Raw genomic sequence first — 17,432 nt, forward strand, 5'->3', positions numbered from 1 at the left:
TATATTTGAATATGCTGTATTACATTCGTAAATATCCCGTTTCGCTTCTCATTATCTTGACGGTAATCTATTTGTCTTTCTTCAAGCCGCCCCAGACGGAGATGGAATCCATTCCTGGCATCGATAAAGTGGTGCATGTGTGTATGTACTTTGGAATGTCGGGTATGTTATGGCTGGAGTTTATACGGGCACATAAAAAAGCACGCGTACCGATGTGGCACGCGTGGTTGGGAGCCTGGCTCTGCCCCGTATTGTTCAGTGGGGCGGTAGAATTGCTCCAGGCTTATTGTACAACTTATCGAGGTGGAGACTGGTGGGACTTTGCTGCCAATACCTCAGGAGCTACGTTGTCATCGCTCATTGGCTGGTATTGGATGAGGCGTCATCCCTCTTTATAAATAGTCAACGACTGTGCTCAGTCGTATCCCGTTGGACCCCTTGATGAGAATGTTTTTTCCTGTCGGCTTTTCTTGCTTCAGCGCTTCAATGAGGGCGGGAGCGTCGGCATACGTCTCGTAGCTGTGGCGCGTGGCGGCAAACTGGCTGCCTACCAGGATAATGCGTTCGAAGTCGCATTCTTCCAAGTAGTCCACAATTTTCTGATGTTCCTTTGCGCTGTCTTGTCCCAGCTCGCGCATGTCGCCCAAGATGGCTACCTTGTGAGTCACCTTCATTTGTCGGAAGTTGGCTAGCGAGGCCATCATGCTGGTGGGGTTGGCATTGTAGGCGTCGATGATGAGGGTGTTGTCGGCCGTCTGCTTCAGTTGCGAGCGGTTGTTTTGGGGCGCATATTCCGTCAGAGCTAGGTCAATCAAGGCGGCGTCCACGTCGAAATAAGTGCCTATGGTGACGGCAGCTAGTGCGTTGGGCAGGTTGTAGCTGCCTATCAGTTGGGTTTGGACTTGATGCGTTTCAGTTTCTCCCTGTTTTTTCCATGCAAAGGCTAGGAAAGGTGAGCAATTGGTCAGCTGGCCACAGATATAGTTGGTGTCTCCTTCGCCGTAGGTCACGTGCGGCAGGCCTGCGGCCATCTTTATCAGATAGGGGTTGTCGGCATGCAGGAAGACGAGAGGAGCGGGCAGCTTGCGCAACCAGTCGTAGAGTTCGCCCTTGGTGCGCATTACGCCTTCGAACGAGCCGAAGCCTTCAAGGTGTGCCTTTCCTACGTTTGTGATGAGGCCCATGTCGGGTTCGGCTATCTCTACCAGCTCGCGGATGTCGCCTGGATGGCTGGCGCCCATCTCGACGACGGCCAGTTCGTGCTCAGGCTTGAGGCGGAGCAGGGTGAGGGGCACGCCGATATGGTTGTTCAGGTTACCTTCCGTGTAGAGCAGATGGTAGCGACGGCTCAGTACGGCGGCTATCAGTTCCTTGGTCGTGGTCTTGCCGTTGGTGCCAGTGATGCCGATGATGCGTGTACCCAGCTGGCGGCGGTGATGGCGGGCCAGGCGCTGGAGCGTCAGCAGGCAGTTGTCGGTCAGCAGGTAGCGGTCGTCGCCAGGAACGAGGTATTCGGCTTCGTCGATGACGGCGTAGGCACATCCGCTTTCCAATGCCTTGGCGGCAAAGGCGTTGCCGTTAAATGTGTCTCCCTTCAGGGCAATGAAGAGGGAGCCTTTGGGGCAATGACGGCTGTCGGTCGTCACGCCGTTACATTGGTTGAATATCTGGTAAAGAGTCGAAATTTCCATATCTTTTCTGTTTTTGTGATTGACGGCTACAAAGGTAGTCTTTAATTAAGAAACGAGAATAGGGAAAGGAAAATTTTAGTCGCAAACATTTTTCCTTTTTGGGTGTTACTTATGTATGTGTTTTTTCCGTATATTCGCCCTGAATTCAGGAAATAATCATTTTTGAAGTCAAACCAAATAAATTTGTAGAGTATGATGTTTTCATTATTGAGTGCCGCGTCTGTCATCAGCGTGGAGAATTTGCTGGATCGCCTGCTGAACTATAGTATCGAGTTAGGCAAGAGTCTGCTGGCCGCCCTGGTCATCTATATCGTCGGCCGCTTCATCATCAAGTACATCCTGCGTTTCATTGCTTCCCTGATGGTGAAGCGCAAGGTGGAAGTCAGTGTGCAGACCTTCCTGCGCAGCCTGCTGAAGATTGTGTTGAACCTGATACTTGCCTTTGCCATCATCAGCAAGCTGGGTGTCGAGACCACTAGCTTTGCCGCCCTGCTGGCCTCCGCCGGTGTTGCCATCGGTATGGCTCTGTCGGGCAACCTGTCCAACTTTGCGGGCGGACTGATTATCCTCGTCTTCAAGCCTTTCAAGGTGGGCGATTACATCGATGCCCCCGGTGGCAGCGGTACGGTCAAGGAAATCCAGATTTTCCATACGCTGATTGCCACCACGGACAACCGCATGATTTACATTCCCAACGGCTCGCTCAGCAGCAATGCCGTGACCAACTACAACAAGCAGGAGACACGTCGTTTGGAGTGGGTTTTTGGCGTGGAGTATGGTGAAGACGTTCAGAAGGTGCGTGCCGTCCTCCAGCGAATCGTTGATGCCGACCCGCGTATCCTGACTACACCTGCCCCGATGATTGTGCTGAAGACACTGAATGCCAGCAGTGTGGATGTCATGGTTCGTGTCTGGACGAAGACGGAAGACTATTGGGACGTGATGTTCGAAGTGAACGAGCTCGTCTATGACACTTTCAACAAGGAAGGTATCGGCTTCCCCTTCCCACAACTCACAGTACATCAGGCAAAGGATTGAAACTAAGTTTGTCGCATCTGTATGGGCGCGGAGTGTTCGGATGGAGGTTATCTATCCGCATGCTCCGTGTTTTTTAAAGCAATGCTTTACGACCAGGAAAGCATTGCTTTAACGCCTTTAAAACGGTGCTTTATTGGGGAAGAAGATATTTTAGTGAGGCAGGAAGAGGGAAACCGAAAATAATGGGACGATTTTGCGGTCGTGCCTTTCTTTTTGTTTACATTTGCAGGGATTAATTGTAGAAAGACGATTTCCATGAATCAGGAACAAACGAAATACTTGAATGTCAACGGCCGGCTGCTTGATCTCTCGATGCCTTGTGTGATGGGTATTCTGAACGTGACGCCCGACTCCTTCTATAGCGGGAGCCGCATGCAGACGGAGGGGGAGATAGAAGCTCGCGTACGACAGATTTTGGAGGAGGGAGCGGCCATCATCGATGTGGGTGCCTATTCTTCGCGTTCCAACGCCGATCACGTGTCGGCCGAGGAGGAGATGAATCGTTTGCGCCTGGGGTTGGACGTGTTGCGCCGCACGGCTCCCGATGCCATCGTGTCGGTCGATACCTTTCGTGCAGATGTGGCGCGGATGTGTGTCGAAGAGTATGGCGTGGCTATCATCAACGACATCGCGGCGGGTGAAATGGATGCCGACATGTTCAGTACGGTAGCCGAATTGAATGTCCCCTACATCATGATGCATATGCAGGGAACACCCCAAAACATGCAGCAACATCCTCACTACGACAACCTGTTGCGTGAGGTTTTCCTGTACTTTGCCCGCAAGGTGCAGCAGCTGCGCGACTTGGGTGTGAAGGATATCGTGCTCGACCCTGGCTTCGGCTTTGGCAAGACGTTGGAGCATAATTATCAGCTGATGGCCCATTTGGAGGAATTCCGCCTCTTCGAACTGCCTTTGCTGGTGGGTGTGTCGCGCAAGTCAATGATCTACCGCTTGCTGGACACGACACCTCAGGAGGCCTTGAACGGCACGACTGTACTCCATACGCTGGCCCTGATGAAGGGGGCCGACATCCTGCGTGTGCACGACGTCCGCCAGGCCGTCGAGGCGGTGAAGATTGTCGAGGCGATGAAGGCGGCGCCAGTTGGCGATTAGAATATAGTTTTATCATTATTTATATCGTATAGATTGTGTTTTTCGAGTTTGGCATAAAAGACTTTATAGACATCTTGTCGGTGGCTTTCCTGCTGTACTACAGCTACAAGCTGATGAAGGCATCGGGATCGATCAATATCTTTACGGGTATCCTGGTGTTCATCTTGATATGGCTGGTAGTGTCGCAGGTGCTCGAGATGAAGCTGCTCGGCTCCATCTTTGATAAGTTGGTCAGTGTGGGAGTGCTGGCCTTGATTGTGCTCTTTCAGGAAGAGATCCGTCGTTTCCTCGTGACGCTTGGCTCGCACCATCATGCCAGTGCGCTGGTACGCTTCTTCACAGGTAATAAGAAAGATAGTATGGAGCACGAAGACATCATGCCTATCGTGATGGCTTGTATCAGTATGGGCAAGCAAAAAGTGGGTGCATTGATTGTCATCGAGCGCGACATGCCGCTGGACGACGTGGTGCGTACGGGCGATGTGATAGATGCCAACATCAACCAGCGGCTCATTGAGAACATCTTCTTCAAGAACAGCCCCCTGCACGATGGAGCGATGGTTATCAGTAAACAACGTATCAAGGCGGCTGGTTGTATTTTACCTGTGTCTCACAACTTGGACATCCCTAAGGAGCTGGGCTTGCGCCATCGGGCGGCGATGGGTATTTCGCAAGTGTCCGACGCACACGCCATCATTGTGTCCGAAGAGACAGGCGCTATCTCCGTGGCTCATAAGGGGCAGTTCTACCTCCGTCTGAATGCTGAAGAGCTGGAGCGTCTGCTAACGAAAGATAGTTGATAATGGTGAACTTAGTTCTCCATTAGTTAAGCATCAGGCTCATATAAGGATGCTGGGGAGCCAGTATCTTTGTGGTGAGTTCAGAGATCGTAAGTGCCAGATGGCTGCCCGTCAGTCGTTTGACACTTTTCATACAGTGCCCGTTGTTCAGGTAGTAATAGCCGTTGTTCACGTCGAGCTGTTCATCTGTAATGGTAAGATTCCATTCGATGTTCGGATGGGTGGCGGCGAAGAGTTGAAGGACAGCATGGACGTCGATGATGCGGGCCATACCCAGCTTTTCCCCTTCCCTTTCTTTGGAAACAGGACAAAACAGACGCAGGTTGGTTTGCCCATTCATCTGGCAAATATGCTGAAGCAGAAGGCGGGCTTCTTCTTCCGAGTCGGCCAGCAGTTCGCCTACCAGCAGACCGTTTGGTCCGTCTGGATAAACGAAAGCCATAGCAGCTGTGGCATCGTATTGTTGCATCGGATGCAGAAGATAGATATGGCCGTCGCTCAATTGCAGGTCGGCTAGGATCACTTTGAAATCTTCCGCTGTATGCTGGATACAACAGGGGCGTTGCTGCATCTTTTGTTCGAAACAGGCGTAGAGTTGTGGATCGAAACTATCTGTAATTGTAATTGAGTAGTCGGGTGTCAGGATGGAATCGGTTTCTTTGGTGAAGATATCAGTCTGCACATGAAAGACAGGAGCATATCCACTACGTGTATAGTAATCGAAGAGCCAGGGCTCGGCAGGAATGAGCGTGGACAACAGTACGCCCTGAGTGTGCATACGTCCAAAGGACTCGGCCAGCAATTCACGCATGACGCCTTTACCTCGGAAATCAGGATGAGTGCACGCCCCCGATATATAGGAGGTGTCTATCGTTTTTCCACAGAAAGTCATAGGATAGGGAAGCATCTGCAAGGCTGCAATGACAGATTCGCCGCTTTGGATGGCGATATTAACCTCATTGCTGTATCTCATCCGAAAATACAAGTCAGTGAAGGCGGGACTGTCATGGAAGCATCGTTCCCATAGTTGTCTGACTTTCTCTTTCATGATGCTATGCTTACCATTTGATAGGTTCTACAGGCTCGTCGCGAAGGCAGGCGGTGTATTTTTCCAGAATAATGGCAGGCTGATAAGATAACTTGGCCTTACGTAGTCCTTCGATGCCTAGGTCTTCTTCTCGATTGATGTAGACGTATTGTTCGGGGATGTGATTGGCAAATTCATAATTGATCATGGCGTACGAACCTTCAATACGAGTATCTGCCTTTTCCACATGTACGCCGAAGGTGTCTTGGTTGATGGGCATGCCAAACGTAAAAGCTGCGATACGTCCGTCTACGTGTAGAATACCTCCTGTCAGACCCAATTCCTCGAAGTGGTGGAGAGCGTAGACCAGTGCCCGCCGTTCGTTACCCGTTCCTTCATGTTGGTCGCAGTTGTTGGCCTTGCACCATTCGGCTTCCAGTTCGAGGCATTCTTGAATGCGGTCGGGGGTGATGGGAGTATATTCGTAGTTGGGATACATCCGTTTGAATTTATTCACATGGTTGCGCTTGGGTTGGAATTTTTTTCCTGCCAATGTCGCCAGGTCAGTACGCAGATACAGATAGTCTGCATAATCGCGGTCGGCTGTAAACAGGAAGCGGCCGGGCATTAAAGCCTCCAGCTCTTCACACATGTCTGTACAGATACCTAGCAGGCAAAAAGGTGCCTTTTCTTCATGAGCATCTTGTATCATAGCCTCCAGCACTTGACCCAGGTTGCCTTGTCCGATAGGCATCATGTATACCAATTCGCCTTCAGCCCAGAACTTCAGTAGCAGATAACCGTTCAGGACAGCAAACTGGGTGTTGTATAGAAAACGCCAGCTGCATAGATTCGAGAATGACAGATCACAGTTTCTTCTTAAACTGTGTTGTGTAAAGGAGGTTATCAATTCTTTGTCCTTGGGGGTGATATCTTTAAAGTCAATCATAACCGTTTGTTGTAAGGGGCCTGTTATTAGAATGACAAAGATAGGAAGATTTTGCTAAAGTAGTCCCAGAAGCCTTAAAATTGTAGGAGTAAATAATGCGGTAAAGATGCCGTTTAGGGTCAGGCCTAAGCTGGCAAAAGCGCCGTATTTTCGGCTGACTTCCATCGCTGTTGAGGTGCCGACGGCATGGGCAGCTGTTCCCAAAGACAATCCTTGCGCCATTGGACTTCCAATATGAGTCAGTCGCATGGTCTTGAAGCCTAATATTCCTCCCAGCAAGCCGACGCAGACTACTACGGCAGCCGTAAGCGAGGGAATACCGCCCAACGATTTGGTTACTTCCATCGCAATGGGGGTAGTGACAGATTTGGGGGCTAAAGAATAGATGATTTCATCAGAGGCTCCCATCCATTTGGCAATTAATACGACAGATACCACACCCACGATACAGCCGGCCAGCTGGGATAATAGGATAGGCAGCAGTTGTTTTTTGATTGTTTCCAATTGTAGATAGAGGGGGACTCCTAAAGCTACAACGGCAGGTTTCAACCAAAATTCAATGAGATGTCCGCCTTGATTATAGGTCTCATAACTGATACCTGTCATTTTCAGAAACAAGATAAGCAGGGCAATGGTTAGCAATATGGGGTTAAGCAACATGATGCCTGTCTTTTTCTGCAACAGCTTGGCGAAGAAAAAGATGCCGAACGTGATGGCCAGCAAGAAAAATTCGTTTTCTAGGAAGTTCATTTGATTTTACGTGTTAATTGGTGAACCCATCCAGTGACTACTATTACCAATAGGGTGCTGACGAGCGAGGCGGTGACGATGGGCCAGAATTCAGCCGCAATAACGTTGAAGTACAGCATCAGTGCCACGCCTGGCGGCACGAAGAAGAAACCAAGGTTAGCAACCAGAAAGTCGGACATACCTTGTACCCAATGTAATTTGATCCAACCTAACTTGAGGAATAGGGTAAGTAACAGCATGCCGATGATGCTTGACGGAAGTTTGATGCCTGTTAACCAGACAATCAGTTCACCCAAAGCCAAACATCCGAAAAGAATGGCACATTGACGAATCATAACTAAAAAACTAATACCTTATGTTATTCTATTGAAAACGGGTGCAAAGGTAGTCATTCTGCTTATAGAGTGTACTCTTTTGCTGTATTTTCTTCTGGTTGGTTTAGGGATATAAGGTATTGGAAAGGATTGTAGTGTTAAATATTATAATAATTAGATTCCCACTGGCAAATATTCTCGGAATTGCAATGTGGATATTGCAAAATTGTGTATTTTTGCAGCGTGATAAACACGTTTTACCGACTATTAATCCACAATCTTAATATATCATGCAAAGATTAATTAATGAAATTCTTGAACGCGCGAAGGCTGATCGCCAACGCATTGTTCTTCCCGAAGGTACTGAAGAACGTACTTTAAAAGCCGCTAATCAAATTTTGACAGACGGAATTGCTGACCTGATTCTTTTGGGCAATCCTGATGAGATCCATGCTTGTGCCAAAGAATGGGGATTAGGCAATATTAGTAAAGCTACTATCATTGATCCTGCCAATCATCCGAAACAGGAAGAGTATGCACAGCTGTTGTGTGAGCTGCGTAAGAAGAAAGGCATGACCATTGAAGAAGCTCGCAAACTGGTGCTCGATCCGCTCTATTTAGGTTGCCTTATCATTAAGAATGGTGATGCCGATGGCCAGTTGGCGGGTGCTCGTAATACAACAGGCGACGTGTTGCGTCCTGCTTTGCAGATTATTAAGACAGCTCCGGGCATTACATGCGTGTCTGGTGCTATGTTGCTGTTGACTCATGCTCCTGAGTATGGTAAGAACGGTATTCTGGTGATGGGTGATGTTGCTGTAACTCCGGTACCCGATGCTTCACAATTGGCTCAGATTGCTGTATGTACTGCACGTACTGCACGCGCTGTTGCCGGTCTTGATCCGAAAGTTGCTTTGTTGAGCTTCTCAACGAAGGGCTCGGCTAAGCATGAAGTCGTAGACAAGGTTGTTGAGGCTTTGAAGATCGCTAAGGAAATGGCTCCTGATATTGCCATTGACGGCGAATTGCAGGCAGATGCAGCTCTGGTTCCCGAAGTAGGTGCCAGCAAGGCTCCCGGATCGTCCATTGCCGGACATGCCAACGTATTGGTTGTGCCGAGTCTTGAAGTAGGTAACATTTCTTATAAGCTGGTACAACGCTTGGGACATGCCGATGCTGTAGGTCCGATCCTTCAGGGTATTGCCCGTCCGGTGAACGACCTGTCACGCGGATGTTCTATCGAAGATGTATACCGTATGATTGCCATTACAGCCAATCAGGCTATTGCAGCAAAAGCCAATAAATGATTAACCTTAAATAGAAAGTAAGATTATGAAAGTTTTAGTTCTCAACTGCGGTAGTTCGTCTATCAAATATAAATTGTTCGATATGGACCATAAAGCTGTCATTGCACAGGGTGGTATTGAGAAAATCGGTCTGCCTGGTTCATTTCTGAAGTTGACTTTACCGAATGGTGAAAAGAAAATTCTGGAAAAAGATATTCCAGAACATACGGTAGGTGTAGAGTTCATTCTGAATACTCTCATCTCGCCTGAGTATGGTGCTATCAAGTCGTTGGATGAAATCAGTGCTGTTGGCCATCGTATGGTACATGGCGGTGAGAAGTTCAGCAAGTCTGTTCTGCTGACCCAAGAAGTGCTCGATGCCTTTACTGCTTGCAATGATTTGGCTCCGCTGCACAATCCGGCAAATCTGAAAGGTGTTCATGCGATCGATGCAATTCTGCCGAACGTACCTCAGATCGGTGTATTCGATACGGCTTTCCATCAGACGATGCCTGATTATGCTTACATGTATGCCATTCCTTACGAACTTTATGAGAAGTATGGTGTACGTCGTTATGGCTTTCACGGAACTTCTCACCGTTATGTGTCAAAACGTGTATGCGAGTTCCTGGGTATTCAGCCCGAAGGCACAAAAATCATCACTTGCCACATCGGTAATGGTGGATCTATCTCGGCAATCAAGGATGGTAAGTGTGTAGATACCAGTATGGGACTTACTCCGTTGGAAGGCTTGATGATGGGTACACGTAGTGGTGACATCGATGGTGGTGCTGTAACATTCATTATGGAAAAAGAACATCTGGATGCTGCCGGTGTATCTAACCTGCTCAACAAGAAGAGTGGTGTGATGGGTATCTTTGGCAAGTCGAGCGATATGCGTGACTTGGAGAATGCCGTAGCTGCAGGTGATCCGAAAGCTATTCTGGCAGAAAATATGTACTTCTATCGCATTAAGAAATACATTGGTGCTTATGCTGCTGCTTTGGGTGGTGTTGATGTCATTGTCTTTACAGGTGGCGTAGGCGAAAATCAGGCTTCAGCTCGTTGGGGTGCTTGCTCTGGTTTGGAATATATGGGTGTGAAGCTGGATGCTGAAAAGAATAAAGTACGTGGTGAGGAAGCGGTTATTTCGACCGACGATTCGAAAGTTAAGGTAGTTGTAATTCCTACTGACGAAGAACTGATGATTGCTTCTGACACCATGGCTATTTTGAACAAAGAAGCATAAATCGATTTTACTAATCGTGTTAGAGAGGATGTATCCTGATGGATGCATCCTCTTTTTTTTAACATAATCTTCATTTTCTGACGGAGGAGATTTCGTATCTTTGTCCAGTCAAAAAAAGTAATATCCATTAAAATATAGTATCATTATGAAGAGATTGACTTATTTGTTACTGTTTGTCCTGGTGGCAAGTATGACGCATGCCCAGCAGGCCAAGTATGTATTCTTCTTTATCGGTGACGGTATGGGAGTGAATCAGGTGAATACCACTGAAATGTTTCAGGCTGAAATGGAAAATGGACGTATCGGTACTCAGAAGCTTTTGTTCGGCTCGTTTCCAGCTGCCGGTATTGCTACATCTTACTCTGCTAGTAATTCGGTAACAGACTCTTCGGCAGGCGGTACTGCGTTGGCTACAGGCTCGAAGACCTATAACGGTGCCATCGGTGTAGGCGTTGATAAAGAACCTCTGGAAAGTGTGGCTTATAAGGCTAAAAAGAGTGGAAAGAAGGTTGGTGTTGTCACCACGGTTAGTGTAGACCATGCTACGCCGGCAGCTTTTTATGCACATCAGCCCGATCGTAACATGTATTATGAGATTGCTTTGGAATTGCCTAAGAGCGGTTTCGATTTTTTTGCCGGTGCTGGTTTCTTGAAGCCTGCGACGACTTATGACAAGCAGGAAGCTCCTTCTATTTATCCTATCATGGAAGAGGCCGGTTATACCATTGCACGTGGATTGAAAGAGTATGAAGAAAAAGTTGCTTCTGCTAAAAAAATGATACTCCTTCAAGCCGAAGGAGCTTCAGCGGATTGTCTGCCTTATGCCATTGACCGTAAAGATGGTGATTTGGCTTTGGCGGATATTACGAAAAATGCGATAGATTTTCTGACTAAGGATAATAACAAGGGATTTTTCCTGATGTTGGAAGGCGGAAAGATAGACTGGGCTTGCCACAGCAACGATCCAGCTACAGTCGTGAAGGAAGTGATCGACATGGACAATGCAATTCGTGTGGCATACGAATTCTATCAGAAACATCCGAAGGAAACCCTGATTGTCGTATCTGCTGATCATGAAACTGGTGGCTTGGGTATGGGTACCGGTACATACACACTGAACCTGAAAGCGTTGGATTATCAGAAACAGTCTGTTGATTTATTGTCGCGTGCCATGACCGATTTGCGCAAAGCTAAAGGCAACAAGGTGACATGGGAAGAAATGAAGGCTTTGTTGACGGAGCGTATGGGCTTTTGGAAAGATCTGGAACTGACTTGGGAGCAAGAAAGACTGTTGCGTGACGAGTTCGAAAATTCGTTTGTAAAGAATAAGGTCGTTTTTGAGGAAAGTCTTTATTCCAAGACCGAACCCTTGGCTGCAGCAGCCAAAAAAGTAATGAGTCAGATCGCTCATTTGGGATGGACCAGTGGAAGTCATACGGCAGAGTATGTTCCTGTTTATGCCATAGGAGCCGGATCTCAATTATTTATGGGTAAGATGGATAATACGGATATTCCCAAACGCATAGCCAAGGCTGGAAGATACAAATAGCATAATAATTATATGTTTGTTTCATGTAACACTGCATGTCCCTGAAAGAGAAATCAGACAGGGAAACATGCAGTGTTTTTTTGTTGTTACAGATTTGCCTCGGCCACTACCTGCCCGTCGAACAGGTTGATGATGCGGTCGGCAAAGCCGGCATCGTGCTGCGAGTGCGTCACCATGACGATGGTAGTACCCTCCTTGTTCAGCTCCTTCAGCAGGTCCATCACTTCCTTGCCGTTCTTCGAATCGAGGTTACCGGTAGGCTCATCCGCTAGGATTAGTTTCGGGTTGGCCACTACGGCACGGGCAATGGCCACACGCTGCTGCTGACCGCCGGAGAGCTGCTGCGGGAAGTGCTTGGCACGGTGGCTGATGGCCATGCGCTCCATTGCCTGCTCGATGCGTTGCTTGCGTTCGCTGGCAGGCACGCCCATGTAGAGTAGTGGCAGTTCGATGTTCTCATACACGTTCAGCTCGTCAATCAGGTTGAAGCTCTGAAATACGAAGCCGATGACACCCTTGCGTAGGCTGGTACGCTGGGCTTCGGTATATTTCGACACTTCCGTGCCGTTCAGGTAATATTCTCCCTCCGTGGGGTTGTCCAGCAGCCCCAGAATGTTGAGCAGGGTGGACTTGCCGCAACCTGACGGTCCCATGATGGCTACAAATTCTCCTTCGTTCACTTCGATGTTCACATTGTTCAAGGCCAATGTCTGTACTTCTTCCGTACGGAATACTTTCTGCAAATTTACTGTCTTGATCATAATCTTAAAGTTTTTGTATCTTTCCCATTTGATGGAGAAAGACGGATTAAATATACTGGTTAATTTATAAAATTCAGTTTTTCAGTGTTCTTTATTTTTCTTATTCTCTTTTCATCACCTCTGCCGGATTGACCTGCGACGCCCGGCGTATCTGCCACAGCACGGTGAGCAGGGCGATGACGGCCACTGTCAGGCCTGCCACGAGGAAAATCCACAGCGAGAGCGGGGCATGATGGGGGAAGTCCTCCATATAGCGGTGGATGGCGACGTAGGCAACAGCGGCACCTGCTACGAAAGCGGCTCCCAGCAAGACGAAGTACTTGCGCAGCAGCAGGCGGCAAATGTCGGCCACCTGTGCACCATGCACCTTGCGAAGGGCTATCTCGCGGTAGCGCTGGCGGATGTCGTAGAGCGACAGACCGAACAGTCCCAGACAGGCGATGACGATGGCTATCAAGGCAAAGGTGATGACGATGCGCGTCACCTTCCGGTCATCCTCGTGCAGGCGGGCTATCTCGTCCGTGATGAACGAATACTCAAAGTCGCCCCTACCCACAGCCTCCTGGTAAAGGTCGCTGAGGAAAGCGATAGCTTCCTTCCGCTTGCCGGGGGCGATGGAGAGGAACGTGAAGTCGCGCCAGCCGTTCTGATAGATGAAGACTACCGGCTGGTTTCCGCCCGACAAGTGGCCGGTGCGGAAGTCGTCCACCACACCTATGATGTAGTAGGAGGGTACCTTGTTCCAGTCGTCACCCGAACGGTACCAGAAGCGTTGGTTTGGCGTGACCTTCTCCGTCCGCCAGTCCCGGATGTGCAAGGCCTGGAGGAAAGCCCGGTTAGCTATCAGCTTGCAGGCATATTCGTCCTCGTTCTCGTTCCATCTCCGGCCTTCCAGCAGCCGGAAGCCGAAGAAGTCCATGTATTCGCGCGAGGCCCAGAGGTAGCAGGCCTCCACCTCCTGACCGTCGTCCGTGCGGAAGCGGGTATCCGGTTGCAGATCGTAGGGCGGGATGCCATAAGTCATTCCCGTAAACAAGGGTGACTCCCCGATGCGTTTTTCCAGCAGGGCAAAGGCAGCATTCTTCTTCTTCATCTCCTGCTGTCTGATTTCCCAGTTGTTTGAGGCTGCCGGGTTCTCTTTCCAGAACGGGCACTGAATGATGTCCTCCGTGCGGTAGCCCACGTCCGTATGCAGCAGGAACTGCAAGTGGCGGCTCAGGTAGATGGCGGCCACCGTCAGGCAGAAGGCGATGACGTATTGCAGGAAGAGGAACACCGTGCGCGAGCGGGTCGCCTTGCCTCCTACCCCCACCTGGCTGAGCGAACGCATAGGGGCGGCATGCGCATAGCGCCAGTAAGGCGGCAGCATGGTGAAAAGCGGCAGCAGGAACAGCACAGCCGCGGACAGCAGCAGGTCGAAGCGCAGGTCACCCTGTACGGGAATGTCGAACCACGCGTCCACCAACCGCCGTGTCACCTCTACCAGCAGCCAGGCCAGAAAGACGACCGCCGCGTTCAGGCAGACATTCTCCGCATAGAGCTGGAGGAAGATTTGCCCCTTGCCGGCTCCCAGTACCTTCTTCATGCCCAGTTCGCGTCCTCGCTTCAGCATCACCACCGAATAGAGGTTCATGTAGTTGAGCAGGCCTACCAGCAGAATCAGTCCCGCCACCAGTCCGAGCAGTCGGAGCACGTCCGAACGGCCCTGGGTTACCGAGTCGGCATAAGCAGATACCTGTCTGCTCAGGTAGAAGTCCTTGAGCGGGACGAGCTGGTAATAGACGGCCTGTTGTCCATAGCATATCAGTTGCATGGGCGTGCGGTTGGCCCGGTTTATCTCGTCCCCGTCCTCCGGGCGGTGCAGGCGTACCACTTCGTAGGCCACCCGACTCCAGTCCTTCATCAGGTACACGGACAAGACGACATCGAACTGGAAAGAGGACTTCGTGGACGGCTCCTTCAGGATACCTGCCACACGGACGGGCTTACCCGACGACGTGACCAGCTCCTTGCCCACCGCATGCTCGGTCCCGAATATCCGCAGGGCGGCCTGTGGCGTCAGCAGGGCTTCGTCGGGCTTCAGTTGCAGGCTGCCTTCCTTGCAGCCGTAAGGTATCAGGTCGAAGAACAGGCTGTCCACCACCATGGTGTTTACCGCATAACGATAGTCGTCCTTCGTCACAAAGTCATCGTCAAACATCATAAACCGGCTGAACGCCTCCACTGCCGGATGATCCAGCGGATTGCGGTAGTTGGGGTCGTTGTTCCGGTCCCCGCTCTCGCCCAGCGACCCTCTCGGTTCTCCTTCCTTGAAAACGGCTGTCAGGAAAGTCCGGTCGACTTCGGATACAAAATGATTGACGGTGCGCTCCTGGTGGATGTAGCGCACCAGCACAAAGACACAACCCAGGCTCAGGGCCAGTCCCAGCACATTGATGGCGGTGTAGGTCCTGAAGCGCAGGATGGTACGGATGGATAAGAGTAATGCTTTCATATATTCATTGTTTATTTATTCATTCTTCATTGCTTCCACCGGCTTCACCCGGCTCAGCATCCAGCCTTGCAGGCAGACGATGAGGGCCGACACGCCCCATACGACAACCAGCGGCCACACAAAGATGCCGGCCGAAAGCGGGGCACGGTAGGCAAACTGCTCCAGCCAGCGCTGCATCAGCCACCAGGCGACAGGCATGGCCAGCACGTAGGCCACTGCGGCGTAGAGGCAGAAGGGCTTGTTGAGCAGCCAGATAATCTGTCCGCGCGTAGCGCCGTGCACCTTGCGGATGCTGATTTCGCGTATCCGCTGGCGGGTGGCATACCAGGCGATGCCGAACAGGCCGAAACCCGTCAGCAGCAGGCCGATGAGGGCGTAGAACGTCAGGATGCTCGACAGCGAAAGCACCTTCGCGTTGCGCTCCATGAACACCTGGTGCATGTCCGTGTATTGGAAGGGCTGGCCGGGATGAAGCTCGTTCCACACGGCTTCAATCTGTTGCAACGTTTCCGCACGGTTCTCGGGGCGCAGGCGGATTTGTACATAAAATCCTTTTTGTAAATCATTTGTTGAAAGCAGTTTGATAATAAGCGGCGTAACAGATTCTTCCAACGAATTTACAGGAAAGTCACGTACCACGCCAGCTATCACCGCTAAGCTATCAGACGCCTCCGCATCAAATTCACGCAACGAATGACCGATAAACTCTGTACCCGCAGGTATCAGCAAACGGACAAAACTTTCGTTTACCAGTATCGGGCGGGCTTGCCGATCCAGCAGACGGTCCGGCCGGTCACCACTCAACTGTTCGATACGTATGGTACCAAGCAAGGTCGAATCGCCTTCCAATGTCAGCAGGTTTGTGCGTACTTCTTCGCCACCGGCGGTCTGAATACTCAACTGGCGTATCCAGGCATTCAATATGGATGATTTCGAAAGGGTCATAGACTCAATATTCCTGACCCGTTTTTCCAACTCGGCTTTGAAGGGTGCCAGTGGGGCGCCAAACGCATCCCCTATCTCGATACAGTTTTCGTAGCGCGAGGCCTGCCGTTCGGTCAGAGACATCTGGTTGCGCGCCACGAGGGTGGCCAGCAGCAGGCCGATGGAGATGGCAAACTGAACCGTCACCAGCACGGCCACGAAGCGCTGCTTGCGCCGTCCGCCGTAGAGTGTACGATACTGGCTGAACGACAGGCGCGACAGGCGGCTGCTGATGTACCAGGCTGGTATGACAGACATCACCAGGATGAACACCAACAGCCAGGGCAGCATCTGGCTGCTGAAGAAGAAGCCCATCGTCAGCCGCGAGCCCAGCAGGCCGTTGAACACCGCCAGGCAGTCGTTCACCAGCAGGATGGAGAGGAGGAACGCCAGCACCACCGTCAGGAAGGCGTCGCCGAAAAGTTGCAGGCGGATGTTGCGCAGCGTGCTGCCCATCAGCTTCTCCACGTGGATCATGCGGAGCTGTTGCAGCAGGCGCGAGAGGCTCATGTTGGTGTAGTTGCAGCAGGCGATGACCAGTATCAGCACCGCTGCCAGCAGGCTGATGTAGAGCGTCTGCACGGGTGTCTGGCTGATATAGTCGAGAACTTGCTGCGAAGCGTCGTCGGGGGTGGTGAAGCAGACGGCTTCCAGCGGGTCGAGATAATACTTCGTCTGGTCGGGCAGCATGGTGGGCACCTTGTCGGCGTTTATCTTGTCGGCCAGGCGGGCGGCGCTTGTTCCTTTCGAAAGCTTCAGCAGGGTAAGTCCTCCCCAGAAGAAGTCGGGGTCATGAGCAATCAGCATGTCGAAGCGCATGAGCGACTGACCTCGTTCCTTGAGTACAGCCGCCACTTCATACGTGCGGGTCTCGCCAAAACGCATGTGTACCTCTACCTGTTTTCCTACGGCTTGCTTTCCTCCGAAAAGGCTGCGGGCGCATGCCGCGCTTAGGGCCATCTTGCCCGGTTCGCGGAGTGCTTGCTCCAGATTACCTTCTGCCGCATGGTAATCGAAAAAGCGGGTCAACGTCGTATCGGCTGACAGCATCATGAAATCACCTTCCACCTTTTGTTCATTCACTTTGCAGTAGAGCAAATCCAGTTTGCCCAACCGCAGGATGTCTTCTACTTCGGCATAACTGTTTTTCAGTCGCGGCGGGATTTCGGCAGCAGCAAAGGCTACCCGTTTTCCTTCGGTCATCGGGTCGTCCTGCCGCAGGAAGACGATGCGGTCGCGGTCGGGGTTGCGTCCCTCCAGCCCGTGTTCATGTACGAAATACGTCATCAGCAGGTTGGTACATGCCAACCCCAAGGCCAGACTGGCCACGGAGACGAGGAAGAACACCTTGTTCCGCCACCAGCTCCTGAGAATCATTTTCAGTGTTACGTTCAGTATCATAGTCGTTATTGTAATATGTTGTT

At 50.7% G+C, this 17,432-nt stretch carries 15 protein-coding genes; 7 read left to right on the forward strand and 8 right to left on the reverse strand.

Features of this window, described 5'->3' with window-relative positions; translation table 11 throughout:
- The first annotated feature begins 11 nt into the window (after positions 1-11).
- A complete protein-coding gene (locus BQ8005_RS12995) occupies positions 12-398 on the forward strand; it encodes a VanZ family protein (RefSeq protein WP_075318355.1) in 387 nt (128 codons plus the stop codon).
- On the opposite strand, the gene BQ8005_RS13000 is transcribed toward BQ8005_RS12995, so the two are convergent.
- Positions 393-1,691 carry a UDP-N-acetylmuramoyl-tripeptide--D-alanyl-D-alanine ligase gene (locus BQ8005_RS13000; protein ID WP_075318356.1) on the reverse strand — a complete coding sequence of 433 codons (1,299 nt, stop codon included), beginning with the start codon at positions 1,689-1,691 and terminating at the stop codon, positions 393-395. The two genes, BQ8005_RS12995 and BQ8005_RS13000, sit on opposite strands and share 6 nt — an antisense overlap.
- 192 nt (positions 1,692-1,883) lie before the next feature.
- Between BQ8005_RS13000 and BQ8005_RS13005 the strand changes: the two genes are divergently transcribed.
- From BQ8005_RS13005 to cdaA, 3 genes are all read left to right on the forward strand, one after another.
- Positions 1,884-2,729, forward strand: coding sequence for a mechanosensitive ion channel family protein (locus tag BQ8005_RS13005; RefSeq protein ID WP_075318357.1), 846 nt, complete (start codon positions 1,884-1,886; stop codon positions 2,727-2,729).
- 255 nt (positions 2,730-2,984) lie between these two features.
- A complete protein-coding gene (folP, locus tag BQ8005_RS13010; RefSeq protein ID WP_075318358.1) occupies positions 2,985-3,845 on the forward strand; it encodes a dihydropteroate synthase in 861 nt (286 codons plus the stop codon).
- 35 nt (positions 3,846-3,880) lie between these two features.
- Positions 3,881-4,645 carry a diadenylate cyclase CdaA gene (gene cdaA / locus BQ8005_RS13015; RefSeq protein ID WP_075318359.1) on the forward strand — a complete coding sequence of 255 codons (765 nt, stop codon included), beginning with the start codon at positions 3,881-3,883 and terminating at the stop codon, positions 4,643-4,645.
- 22 nt (positions 4,646-4,667) lie between these two features.
- Here the strand turns inward: cdaA and BQ8005_RS13020 are convergent, their stop codons facing one another.
- Genes BQ8005_RS13020 through BQ8005_RS13035 form a run of 4 tightly spaced genes read right to left on the reverse strand, consistent with a single transcriptional unit; the run spans position 4,668 to position 7,706 of the window.
- Positions 4,668-5,696: a GNAT family N-acetyltransferase gene (locus tag BQ8005_RS13020; protein ID WP_075318360.1), complete on the reverse strand. Its 1,029-nt coding sequence runs from the start codon at positions 5,694-5,696 to the stop codon at positions 4,668-4,670.
- Positions 5,697-5,703: 7 nt separating this feature from the next.
- Positions 5,704-6,621: a DUF2156 domain-containing protein gene (locus BQ8005_RS13025; RefSeq protein WP_021846865.1), complete on the reverse strand. Its 918-nt coding sequence runs from the start codon at positions 6,619-6,621 to the stop codon at positions 5,704-5,706.
- Positions 6,622-6,675: 54 nt separating this feature from the next.
- Positions 6,676-7,371: an LrgB family protein gene (locus BQ8005_RS13030; protein WP_075318361.1), complete on the reverse strand. Its 696-nt coding sequence runs from the start codon at positions 7,369-7,371 to the stop codon at positions 6,676-6,678.
- The gene (locus BQ8005_RS13035; RefSeq protein WP_021846863.1) at positions 7,368-7,706 is read right to left on the reverse strand and encodes a CidA/LrgA family protein; all 339 of its coding nucleotides are present in this window, start codon (positions 7,704-7,706) and stop codon (positions 7,368-7,370) included. Before BQ8005_RS13035 ends, BQ8005_RS13030 begins: the two co-directional genes overlap by 4 nt.
- Positions 7,707-7,975: 269 nt before the next feature.
- On the opposite strand from BQ8005_RS13035, the gene pta reads away from it, so the two are divergent.
- The 3 genes from pta (at position 7,976) to BQ8005_RS13050 (ending at position 11,769) form a co-directional block, all read left to right on the forward strand.
- The gene (gene pta, locus BQ8005_RS13040) at positions 7,976-8,992 is read left to right on the forward strand and encodes a phosphate acetyltransferase (protein ID WP_021846862.1); all 1,017 of its coding nucleotides are present in this window, start codon (positions 7,976-7,978) and stop codon (positions 8,990-8,992) included.
- Positions 8,993-9,017: 25 nt separating this feature from the next.
- Positions 9,018-10,220, forward strand: a complete 1,203-nt coding sequence (locus BQ8005_RS13045; protein ID WP_075318362.1) for an acetate kinase — start codon at positions 9,018-9,020, stop codon at positions 10,218-10,220.
- A gap of 145 nt (positions 10,221-10,365) precedes the next feature.
- Entirely contained in the window at positions 10,366-11,769 is a 1,404-nt protein-coding gene (locus BQ8005_RS13050) for an alkaline phosphatase (protein ID WP_075318363.1), read from the forward strand.
- Between the two features lie 86 nt (positions 11,770-11,855).
- Here BQ8005_RS13050 and BQ8005_RS13055 read toward each other — a convergent pair whose 3' ends face one another.
- The 3 genes from BQ8005_RS13055 to BQ8005_RS13065 all read right to left on the reverse strand — a co-directional run bounded on the left by BQ8005_RS13055 (position 11,856) and on the right by BQ8005_RS13065 (position 17,409).
- Positions 11,856-12,530: an ABC transporter ATP-binding protein gene (locus tag BQ8005_RS13055; protein WP_021846859.1), complete on the reverse strand. Its 675-nt coding sequence runs from the start codon at positions 12,528-12,530 to the stop codon at positions 11,856-11,858.
- Positions 12,531-12,630: 100 nt separating this feature from the next.
- Complete coding sequence (locus BQ8005_RS13060; protein WP_075318364.1) at positions 12,631-15,024, reverse strand: ABC transporter permease; 2,394 nt, start codon at positions 15,022-15,024, stop codon at positions 12,631-12,633.
- 15 nt (positions 15,025-15,039) lie between these two features.
- Positions 15,040-17,409 carry an ABC transporter permease gene (locus BQ8005_RS13065; RefSeq protein WP_075318365.1) on the reverse strand — a complete coding sequence of 790 codons (2,370 nt, stop codon included), beginning with the start codon at positions 17,407-17,409 and terminating at the stop codon, positions 15,040-15,042.
- Positions 17,410-17,432 lie beyond the last annotated feature (23 nt).

The sequence above is a fragment of the Bacteroides togonis genome, assembly GCF_900130135.1.
Taxonomy (GTDB): Bacteria; Bacteroidota; Bacteroidia; order Bacteroidales; family Bacteroidaceae; genus Bacteroides; species Bacteroides pullorum.